Source organism: Ferruginibacter sp. SUN106 (assembly GCF_050611765.1).
Taxonomy (GTDB): Bacteria; Bacteroidota; Bacteroidia; order Chitinophagales; family Chitinophagaceae; genus Ferruginibacter.
The window spans coordinates 88,153-99,148 of sequence record NZ_JBODJC010000001.1; the positions used below are offsets into that span (position 1 = coordinate 88,153).

The following is a 10,996-nucleotide window of genomic DNA, read 5'->3' on the forward strand; positions in this document are numbered from 1 at the left end:
TCGTTTTAAATAATTTACACCCTGATATAGATCTTTTTCCTATCCAGCAACCAGGCAAAAAACCACATCATGGTAATAAAGCACAACGCATAAATTAAAGAACCGATATTAGGCTGTGCAGGAAAGACAGGCTTGCACAAATGTTCATAAAACCATCCCAGCGGATGAGTGGTTTTGGGCAGGCCTTCTTTATCAAATCCATTGGGTAGATGAATAATTAAAGAGGTTTTTAAAATAAGATTGCTGAGTGCAAAAATGAATAACGCATTTTTACCAAATACATCAAAAAAGCGGCTCCATACACCTTTGCGGTTTTTAAATTCTATAAGGTAGATCATTACCGATAGAATTAAAGTGGCTAACCCGGTGGTATAAACGGTATAACTGCTGGTCCATATTTTTTTGTTGATTGGAAAAACCATATCCCAGCAAAAGCCCGTGAGTATTAAAACGCAGGCAGCAACAAATAAACCATTCAGCATTTCGGGTGTTTTGCCTTTTTGCACAATGTAATTACCAATTAAATAACCCATCACTACCTGTACAATGGCCGCAAAAGTATTCATCAATCCTTCGGGGTCAAAGGCAATGCCTTCGCCATGGTACATATGGATTTCGCCTAAAATGGCTTTATCCACAGCAGTGCCAAACCAGCCAGTAATACTAAATGGATCAGCAGGATTTGCCGCCACACATAAAAACCAGTAGAATAATAAAATAAATGCACCGGCAATAAAAGACCCTCTTACTTTAAAAAAATGAACGATTACTGATGCAAAAAAATAACTGAGTGCAATACGTTGCAGTACGCCAAATATTCTAACGCCCACAATTTGCCCTTGTGCAGTTATGCCTGCATGCCCCCATGTTTTAACGGTTAAAATATTATGTTCATAAAAACAAAAAGGAAACCAGTTTAAAAAAAGCCCGATCAAAAAAATGAGTATCGTTCTGGTAATAGTTTTTTTCCAGAAAGCTGCCTCACCTGCAACTGCTAATTTAGGCATTACAAAAGCCATAGCATTACCTACTGCAAATAAAAAAAACGGGAACACCAGGTCGGTAGGTGTGCAGCCATGCCAGCTGGCATGATCGAGTGGCGCATATATATGTGCCCAACTGCCGGGATTATTTACCAATATCATCAGTGCTACTGTAGCACCACGAAAAACATCAAGTGAATAAAAGCGTTGGTTCATGTGTTTTTATTGAAGGGATTTTTTTTCGGGTTTTTCCTGTTGTCAATAAGGTTTATGATAATCAATTTATTCTTTTCAACCCGATAGTAAATCCTGTTTTGATATCCTTTACCAACAAGAACAGCTTTAGTATTTTTAATAGATGTGTTAGCACCAATGTTTGGTTTAGCCGCAATCAAATCTAATTTACTGATTACTATTTTGTTAAAATCTTCCGCAACGGTCTTGCCCCATTCTTTTTTTAAGTAGGAGGTAATTTTTTTAAAACTATTAAGAAACCTTTTCTTAGCTACAATTTGGAGACCCATTCGTTCATTTCTTTTTTTAACTCCTCAAATGTAATCGTGTCTTTATCGGGGTCTTCCGTGGCAAGCTCTTCCAGCTCTGCCCTGTCTTGAGGAGAAAGATCGGAAAGGTCATCAAAGTTTGCTTTTGCTTTAGTTTGATATGCAACAATCTCTTCTTTAACCATATTTAATACCTCCTCATCATCCAGGTTATCTATAAGTTTATGGAGTTCTTTTTTTAAAGCTGCTTTGCTCATACAAAGTGTTTTATCAAATTTACTAAAAAGCTTTGTAAACAAAGCAACCGGACTTATTAGCCCGGTTGCTTTATTTATAATAATTGCTTTTGCCCATTCACGCCTCACAATATCACATCCGCTCACTCAACTCCAGCCACCTCATTTCTTTCTCATCCAGCAGGGAAACAATTTCTCCTATCCTGGCGGCTGCTTTTTGCAACTCTTCAAAATTTAAACTGCCGGTATTCATATTTTCTTCTAATGTTGCTTTCTCTTTTTGTAAAGCCGGCATTTCTTTTTCTATCGTTTCAAATTCGTGTTTTTCTTTAAAAGAAAGTTTAGCATTACGGGTCGCTGGTTGCTTATCGGTCTTCGCCTCTTCGCTTACGTTCTTTAACTCGTCATTCGTAACCGGCTTTACCTCGTATCCTGTAAATTTAGCATTCGCAACTGCCTCACGGTACTGGCTATAGTTGCCCGGAAAATCTTTTATCACGCCATCACCTTCAAAGGCAAATAAATGATCTACCATGCGGTCCATAAAATACCTGTCGTGACTTACAATTAAAATACAACCCGGATAGTCCAGTAAAAATTCTTCCAGCGTTCTCAAGGTTTGCAGGTCAAGATCGTTGGTAGGTTCATCTAAAATTAAAAAGTTAGGGTTCACAAACAGTACACTCAATAAATGCAATCTTCTTTTTTCTCCGCCACTTAATTTGCTTAATGGGGTGTATTGCTGTTCGGCATTAAAGCCAAATTTTTCCATGAATTGCGATGCTGATATTTTGCTGCCATCGGCCAGTGGAAAAAATTCTGCAAAATCTTTTACATATTCAATAGCCCGTTTATCTTCTTTATACTTTAATCCTTCCTGGTCAAAATTACCAAACACCACCGTGTCACCATGATTGATCTTGCCACTATCAGGTTGCTCCTGGTGCAAAGCAATTTTTAAAAAGGTAGATTTACCCACACCATTCTTACCCACAATACCTACACGTTCGCCTCTTTTAAAAGTATAATCAAAACCTTTTATTAAAACCTTATCGCCATAACTTTTGTTGATCTTTTTCATCTCTAAGATCTTACCACCCAGCCTTGTCATTTTTACCTGAAGGCTTACTTCTGTATCATCTTTTTTCTGGCTTACCCTTTCTTCCACTACTGCAAAGGCATCCTGGCGGCTTTTACTTTTGGTAGTTCTGGCTTTGGGTTGCTTGCGCATCCACTCCAGTTCTTTTCTAAAGATGTTTTTATCCTTCTGCAGTTCACTTGCCTGCACTTCCTGCCGTAAACTTTTTTGCTCTAAAAAATAATCGTAGTCACCTTTGTAAGTAAATATCTTTTCTTCATCCATTTCTAAAATCTCATTACAAACAGCATCTAAAAAATAACGATCATGCGTTACTAAAAGCAATGTTACTTTTTGTGCACTTAAATAATCTTCCAGCCATTCAATCATACTAACATCTAAATGGTTGGTAGGCTCATCCAATATTAATAAACAGCGGCCTTCATGCAATTGCATTTCTATTAATGCCTGTGCCAGTGCTACTCTTTTGCGCTGGCCACCGCTTAAATTTTTAACGGGCTCATTTAAATGATGCAGGTTAAGCTTGCCTAATATCTGTTGTAACTCACTTTCAAAATTCCAGGCATTGTTTTCATCCACCAATGCCATCAGGTTGGTAAGTTTTTCTATATTATCAGGATCTTCTTCCAGGCATTGTTCATACGCTTTTACCACTTTTACCACGGGGTTTTCCATCCTAAGCACATTATCCCATATACTTTTGTTTTCTTCAAAAGGTGTATCCTGCTGCAGCATGATCACTTTAATGTCTTTATGTACCCAAACAGTACCGCTATCTGAATGATCGAGCCCTGCAATTATTTTTAATAAGGTAGATTTACCGCTGCCGTTACGGGCAACAAAAGCAATTTTATCACCTTCCTCCACATAAAAGCTGATATTTTTAAAAAGGGTACGTATCCCAAACGATTTACTTAAATTTTCTACTGAAGCGTAATGCATAGCGGCAAAGGTACTGTACGATTACTTATTCTGATGATTGATTTGAATTTGTATGAGTTATTTTTGTAAAATGCTGAAGGTCAAAAAAATAATTATATAGTAATTCAAGATAAAATGCGGGCAGGCTTGTTATTTAAATACTGGTATATAAAAATTTGCAGATACCTGTTGCACAAAAAATATCTTTCCATTATGGCCGGCCCGCTAAAAGGTTACCAGTGGTCGGTTAGCAGAAGTTATGATTATATCACCGGCACCAACGAACCAGCAGCAGTGATGGATGAATTTTGCTCCTGGCTGGGTTCAAACACTGTGTTTTATGATATCGGCAGCAATATTGGGTATTACTCCTTTATTGCCAATACATTTATAAGTACCGGTAAAATTTATGCCATTGAACCTACTGCATTTAATAACGAATTGTTTCAGCAACTTATGCTTATCAACAAAAAAAAGTTGCCACACAATACCATACAAGTTTGTGCCTTTGCTATTGCTGATACTGCAAAAGAAGTAATGTTTTCTAATAATATTGTTTTTGCAGAAGGCAACAGTTATGTACCTGTTGCAAACGATGATAAAGCCGAAAAAATAAAAGTGCAATGTTATTCCATCGATGGATTATTGCAAATGGGTTATGCCATTCCGGATGTAATAAAAATTGATGTGGAAGGGGCAGAATATGATGCGCTGGTTGGCGCAACAGCAACATTGCAAAAATACAAGCCTAATCTTTTGCTGGCCACACATGATTGTATTGTGCCGGGCATTAAAGAAAGATCGGTGCAGTATTTGGAAGGTCTGGGATATATCGTAAAACACACGGGATATCATAATAAATCAATGGCAGGCCTGGATGATTATATTGCAGTACATAAAGACAAATTGAAAAGGTAGATGACGGAGAACAAAAACAAAATAAAATTACTCATCATTACGCCCACGCTGGAATGTGGTGGCGCAGAAAAATATGTAGCACTGCTATGCAACCATCTTAATCCACAGCAATTTGAACTTACCGTGGCGGTGGTAAATAACTCTAACCCATTTTATACCATCAATAATAGGGTAACCGATTTAAAAACAAAACACGTTAGAAATTCTTTATTCGGCATAAAGGCATTGGTAAAAAAATATCAGCCGGATATTATTTTTTCAACAGCTAATCACCTCAACATTTACCTGGCTGTTTTCCGTTGGCTTTTTCCTGCAAAAACAATTTTTATTGCAAGAGAATCCAGCGTGGTAAGTATCAACAGCAAAAGGGCAAAGCTGCCTGCTTTGTACAACCGGCTGATAAAAAAATATTATCAACGTTTCAATTGCATTATTTGCCAGTCGCAGTATATGCAGCAGGATCTGACAGATCATTACCATATTAAAAAAGAACAAACCGTTGTTATTAATAATGCAGTGGAACAAGAGTCCAATAAAATTATGGCAGCTGCAAAAAATAAATTTGTCACTATTGCCCGTTTATCGCCGGAAAAGGGCATAGACAGGTTGCTACATGCAGTGGCCGGTCTCACTATTCCTTTCAATTACCATATCATTGGTGAGGGTAATGAAATGGTAAGGTTAAAGGAGCTCGTTGATAGCTTTCACCTGAATGATAAAGTTTTTTTTTATGGAAAAAAGGATAAGCCATTTACAGGTATGGAAGATGCCAGCCTTTTTTTAATGGGCTCGCAGTACGAAGGTTTCCCCAATACTTTGCTTGAGGCAGGAGCATTGGGTATACCGGTGGTAGCTTTTAATGCGCCCGGAGGTATTGGTGAAATTTTATACAATGGCGAAAATGGTTTACTGGTAAATGAGAGTGGGGAAAAAGCCTTTGCGCAGGCGATAGAAAAAGCTTTGCAAATTCCTTTTAACAGGCAGCAAATAAGTGAACATACATTACAACGGTTTTCTTTACAACAATGCATTGAAAAAACAGAACATGTTTTTGTACAGCTTTACCAACAGGCACAAAACGGGCAATAGCTATAGAAAACATCTTTCAGCAAATAAAAAAAATGCCTCATATTTGCGGTTATTGGATAGCCGAATAAATGAAAACAAATGAACGGAGTACGACCAAAGCTATTGATATTCATTAACACTTTACAATCTGGTGGAGCCGAAAGAGTGGTGTCGCTTTTACTGGAACATTTACGTGCCGATTTTGAAATTCACCTGGGGCTTTATACCAACATGGTCGATTATGCTATTCCTCCCGAAATAAAAATACTGGACCTTAAACAACCGCTGCAACAAAATAAATTTATCCGGTTTTTAAAAATGCCTTACCAGTCTTACAGGGTGTATAGCTACTGTAAAAAAAACAACATTAAAATTTCTGTAGCTTTTTTATACCGGCCCTGTTATATCAACGCTTTAATGAAAAGCCTGTGGGGCTATAAGGGTAAGGTGATCATGTGCGAAAGAACACATCAAACCACCATGCAGCAAAGCCATTCTGCCATTTACAGGATGTTCTCCAAATTTATGGTGATGTTCTCTTACAAACGTGCCGACCTGGTGCTGGCCAATTCTTACGCTATGCAAACTGACCTGGTAGAAAACTTCAGGATCAAAACACCGGTAAAAGTAATTTACAATCCTATCGACCTGGGTTTTATCAGGGCACATATTGATGAAGCGCCGCCTTTTATTTTTGATAAAAATATTTTTTATTTCATCAATGTAGGAGGCTTTAGAAAAGAGAAAAATCATTTACTGTTACTACAGGCATTTTTCATTATGAAAAACCTGCCATGTAAATTATTAATTGTTGGCGGCGGTTTAATGGAAGATGACCTGAAACAAAAAGTATCTGATTTTGGAATGAATGACAAAGTAGTTTTTTGTGGATGGGATAATAACCCGTTTAAGTATGTAAGCCGCTCCAATTGTTTTGTTTTAAGTTCCGACGTGGAAGGCTTTCCTAATGTATTGATAGAAGCCCTTGCTTGCGGTAAACCGGTTATTTCAACCGACTGCAGCTCGGGCCCCCGGGAATTGCTGGCACCGGCCACCGATCTGCACCACCGGGCTATTGCCAATTACGAAATTGGGGAATACGGTATTTTAACTCCCGTTAATGATGTGGTGGCACTGGCTGCCGCCATGAAAAAAATGTACGAAGATGCTGCTTTACGTGCCCGGTTTGAAGAAAAAGCCAGGGGCAGGGCGCAGCAGTTTGACGTGGATGAAATAAAACAGTACTTCCATGTAGCATTTACCGCAGTTTAATGGGTCATTAGCCAAGTCCTTTGGTTAATATTGTCTATTTTTGCCACCTCATATAATATTTAAATGCATACTATTTTACTTACCGGCGGGGCAGGATTCATTGGGTCGCATTTAACACGTTTATTTGTTACAAAATACCCGGAATACAAAATTGTAAACCTGGATAAACTTACTTATGCCGGCAACCTTGAAAATTTAAAGGATATAGAAGATAAACCCAATTACCATTTTGTAAAAGGGGATATCACCGACCTGGCACTGGTGCGGCAGCTTTTTAAAGAACATCAATTTACCGCAGTATTGCATTGTGCGGCCGAAAGCCATGTAGACAGGTCGATCACTGATCCGCTGGCATTTATTAATACTAATGTGGTAGGTACGGCTTCTTTATTGCAGGCTGCAAAAGAATTTTGGGGAACAGATTTCAGTAATAAAATATTTTACCATATTTCTACAGATGAAGTATATGGTTCATTGGGCGAAACAGGCTTTTTTACTGAACAAACTGCCTACGATCCCCGTAGCCCGTACTCGGCGTCCAAAGCTGCTTCCGATCATATTGTAAGGGCATTTTATCATACCTATCATTTTCCTGTTAAGATCAGCAATTGCAGCAATAATTACGGGCCTTATCATTTTCCCGAAAAGCTGATACCGCTTTGTATTCATAATATCATCAATAATAAACCACTGCCTATTTATGGCAAAGGGGAAAATGTGCGTGACTGGCTATTTGTAGAAGACCATGCCCGTGCTATTGATGTGATCTTTCATAAGGGGAGGATTGGCGAGACCTACAATATCGGCGGCCATAACGAATGGACCAATATTGCGCTGGTGAAAGAATTGTGTAAACAGATGGATGAAAAACTGCGGAGAGAAAAAGGCACGTCAGAAAAACTGATCACCTATGTAAAAGACAGGGCAGGTCATGATTTGCGCTATGCCATTGACGCCACTAAACTGAAAAATGAATTGGGCTGGTTGCCATCTTTACAATTTGAAGAAGGCATCAGCAAAACGATAGATTGGTACCTGAATAATAAAGAATGGCTGGATGAAGTGACTTCTGGTAACTATCAGAAATATTATGCAAAGCAGTATGATGGGGTTTAGGGGTTAGGGGTTGATTGTTTTTAATACGAAGCAGATACGGCTTTGCTATGGCTTAGCTACGGAGTAATACTGGCTTCGCTACGGAGTAACCCTGGCATTGGCACGGATTAAGCCGGACTTACATAAGAATAGATAGTTTAGTGTTTAGAAGGATTTAGAGTATTTTGTAATTCTGATTAATTTAATATAGTACCATGAAAATTTATTCATTTGAAAAATTGGATTGTTGGCAACATGCCCGCCAATAGCATATTTGTCTGATGAAAATTATAAAGCGGGTAGAGAAATGATTGAAAAGCAAACATTATTAATTGCAGGATTAAGAAAGTCGCGACAACGAACAAAGTTTTTGTCTTTCCTAAACTTTCTAACCCTCTAAACTTCTAAACCAAAATGAAAGGAATAATACTAGCAGGCGGCTCAGGTACCAGATTGTACCCCATCACAATGGGGATAAGCAAGCAGCTGATGCCTATTTACGATAAACCGATGATTTATTATCCGTTGAGTACGCTGATGCTGGCAGGAATAAAGGAAATATTAATCATCACCACACCTGATGACCAGGCTCAGTTTATAAGATTGCTTGGTAATGGCAGCCAGTGGGGATGCGCTATTGAGTATGCAGTACAGGAAGTGCCCAATGGCCTGGCACAGGCATTTGTAATCGGCGAAAAATTTATTGGTACCGATAGTGTGGCATTAGTACTGGGAGATAATATTTTTTACGGCAGTGGTTTTAGTAAATTATTGCAGGAAAGTATTGACCCCGACGGGGCGGTAATTTTTGCTTACCCCGTCAGTGATCCGGAACGTTATGGCGTAGTGGAATTTGATAAGGATTTTAATGCCATCAGTATTGAGGAAAAACCCGAAAAACCTAAAAGCCAGTATGCGGTACCCGGCTTATATTTTTATAATAATGAAGTGGTGGAAATTGCCAAAAAAATACAACCCAGTGCAAGAGGGGAATATGAAATTACCACGGTTAATGATACTTACCTGCAGCAAAAAAAACTGAAAGTAGGTGTATTGAACAGGGGATTTGCCTGGTTGGATACCGGCACTTTTGATTCTTTAAGTGACGCCAGTGAATATGTAAGGGTGATAGAAAAAAGACAGGGTTTAAAAATTGGTTGCCCGGAAGAGATAGCCTACCGCAGAGGCTTTATTACCAAAGAACACTTGATTGAACTGGCAGAAGGCCTGAAGAAAAGTGGCTATGGCGAGTATCTTAAAAAAATAACAGCATAATATTTACCCATGGCATATTTTGCTCACCCCACAGCAGTTATTGATGATAATTGTACCATTGGAGAAGGTACCAAGATCTGGCACTTCTCTCATATTATGCCCGGTGCCGTAATTGGCAGCAATTGCAACCTGGGGCAAAATGTGGTGGTATCCCCAAAAGTAGTGTTGGGCAATAATGTACGGGTGCAGAATAATGTGAGTATTTACGAAGGGGTGGTTTGTGAAGATGATGTGTTTTTAGGCCCCAGTATGGTATTGACCAATGTGATCAATCCCCGCAGTGCTGTAAGCAGAAAAAATGAGTTTAAAACAACTTTAATTAAAAAAGGGGCGTCTATAGGGGCAAATGCCACCATCGTTTGTGGCAATACCATTGGTAATTATGCGTTTATTGGTGCCGGTACCGTGGTTACTAAAGATGTGCCGGATTATGCCTTGATAGTAGGCAACCCCGGCAGGCAAACCGGCTGGATGAGTGAGTACGGGCACAAATTAAAATTTGATGAAAATGGTATCGCCACCTGTGAAGAAAGCAAACAGGCGTACGTATTGGAAAATAACACTGTAAGAAAGGTTTAGAAATTTAGGGTTTAGAGGTTTAGTCCGGAGACTTTCAAATTGCCTGAGCCCTAAACTTCTAAACGCTAAACCCAAAAACTTATCCTAAACCTAAAAACAATTTGTACATGAAGAATTTTGCATTAATCGGGGCCGGGGGATATATTGCCCCCAGGCATATGAAGGCCATAAAAGACACCGGCAATAATTTGCTGGCAGCTTTGGATAAACATGATTCTGTAGGCATATTAGATAGTTATTTTCCTTCAGCTAATTTTTTTACTGAATTTGAAAGATTTGACCGTCACCTGGAAAAATTAAAAAGGCAGCATACCAAAACTGATTATGTAAGTGTTTGCAGCCCTAATTACCTGCATGATGCACATATACGTTTTGGCCTTCGTATAGGGGCCGATGTTATTTGCGAAAAACCTGTGGTATTGAATCCCTGGAACATTGAGGCGCTTTTGGAAATGGAAAAAGAAACCGGCAGAAAAATTTATACTATCCTGCAATTGAGGTTGCACCCGGCGATAATTGCATTAAGAGAAAAAGTAGCTGCAGCGCCACCCAATAAAAGGTATGCAATAAACTTACAGTACATCACTTCAAGGGGTAATTGGTACCATGCCAGTTGGAAAGGCGATCCACAAAAAAGTGGGGGAATAGCTACTAATATAGGGGTGCACTTTTTTGATATGTTAATGTGGATCTTTGGCCCTGTAAAAGAAAATAATGTTACAATGCATACAGATGATACCGCCAAGGGTAACCTGGTGTTGGAAAAAGCCAATATCAGCTGGATGCTGAGCATTGATGCCAATACCTTACCGGCTGATGTAAAAGCGGCAGGTAAGCGTACTTACAGAACATTAAGTATTGATGGCGATGAATTTGAGTTTAGCGAAGGCTTTACAGAATTGCATACTAAAAGTTATGAGGAGATCATTAAGGGTAACGGATTTGGTATTAGTGAAACAAAAGCAGCAATTGAACTTGTACATGATATACGAAAGTTTAAAGCATAACTGGTTGCTTTGAAATAACAATATGTTCGGGTTATATTTG

The 10,996-nt window shown here is 38.8% G+C and carries 11 protein-coding genes; 7 read left to right on the forward strand and 4 right to left on the reverse strand.

The genetic code is table 11. The annotated features are described in order from the left end of the window. Positions 1-14: 14 nt before the first annotated feature. The 4 genes from ACQ334_RS00270 to abc-f all read right to left on the reverse strand — a co-directional run bounded on the left by ACQ334_RS00270 (position 15) and on the right by abc-f (position 3,763). A complete protein-coding gene (locus ACQ334_RS00270; protein ID WP_430986141.1) occupies positions 15-1,199 on the reverse strand; it encodes an acyltransferase family protein in 1,185 nt (394 codons plus the stop codon). Beyond that, on the reverse strand, positions 1,196-1,507 hold the full coding sequence (locus ACQ334_RS00275) for a type II toxin-antitoxin system RelE/ParE family toxin (protein ID WP_430986142.1): 312 nt from the start codon (positions 1,505-1,507) through the stop codon (positions 1,196-1,198). The genes ACQ334_RS00270 and ACQ334_RS00275 overlap by 4 nt, the downstream gene beginning before the upstream one ends. Beyond that, on the reverse strand, positions 1,489-1,743 hold the full coding sequence (locus ACQ334_RS00280; RefSeq protein ID WP_430986143.1) for a hypothetical protein: 255 nt from the start codon (positions 1,741-1,743) through the stop codon (positions 1,489-1,491). Before ACQ334_RS00280 ends, ACQ334_RS00275 begins: the two co-directional genes overlap by 19 nt. Before the next feature lie 112 nt (positions 1,744-1,855). Then, on the reverse strand, positions 1,856-3,763 hold the full coding sequence (gene abc-f, locus ACQ334_RS00285) for a ribosomal protection-like ABC-F family protein (protein WP_430986144.1): 1,908 nt from the start codon (positions 3,761-3,763) through the stop codon (positions 1,856-1,858). A gap of 192 nt (positions 3,764-3,955) precedes the next feature. On the opposite strand from abc-f, the gene ACQ334_RS00290 reads away from it, so the two are divergent. From ACQ334_RS00290 to ACQ334_RS00320, 7 genes are all read left to right on the forward strand, one after another. Continuing rightward, entirely contained in the window at positions 3,956-4,660 is a 705-nt protein-coding gene (locus tag ACQ334_RS00290) for an FkbM family methyltransferase (protein ID WP_430986145.1), read from the forward strand. Next, complete coding sequence (locus ACQ334_RS00295) at positions 4,661-5,749, forward strand: glycosyltransferase (protein WP_430986146.1); 1,089 nt, start codon at positions 4,661-4,663, stop codon at positions 5,747-5,749. 78 nt (positions 5,750-5,827) lie between these two features. Further along, positions 5,828-7,000: a glycosyltransferase gene (locus ACQ334_RS00300; RefSeq protein ID WP_430986147.1), complete on the forward strand. Its 1,173-nt coding sequence runs from the start codon at positions 5,828-5,830 to the stop codon at positions 6,998-7,000. 63 nt (positions 7,001-7,063) lie between these two features. Then, positions 7,064-8,116 carry a dTDP-glucose 4,6-dehydratase gene (gene rfbB, locus ACQ334_RS00305; RefSeq protein WP_430986148.1) on the forward strand — a complete coding sequence of 351 codons (1,053 nt, stop codon included), beginning with the start codon at positions 7,064-7,066 and terminating at the stop codon, positions 8,114-8,116. A 393-nt stretch (positions 8,117-8,509) separates the two neighbouring features. Next, entirely contained in the window at positions 8,510-9,370 is an 861-nt protein-coding gene (gene rfbA / locus ACQ334_RS00310) for a glucose-1-phosphate thymidylyltransferase RfbA (protein ID WP_430986149.1), read from the forward strand. A gap of 9 nt (positions 9,371-9,379) precedes the next feature. After that, positions 9,380-9,949, forward strand: coding sequence for an acyltransferase (locus tag ACQ334_RS00315; RefSeq protein WP_430986150.1), 570 nt, complete (start codon positions 9,380-9,382; stop codon positions 9,947-9,949). 107 nt (positions 9,950-10,056) lie between these two features. Next, positions 10,057-10,956, forward strand: a complete 900-nt coding sequence (locus ACQ334_RS00320; protein WP_430986151.1) for a Gfo/Idh/MocA family protein — start codon at positions 10,057-10,059, stop codon at positions 10,954-10,956. Positions 10,957-10,996 lie beyond the last annotated feature (40 nt).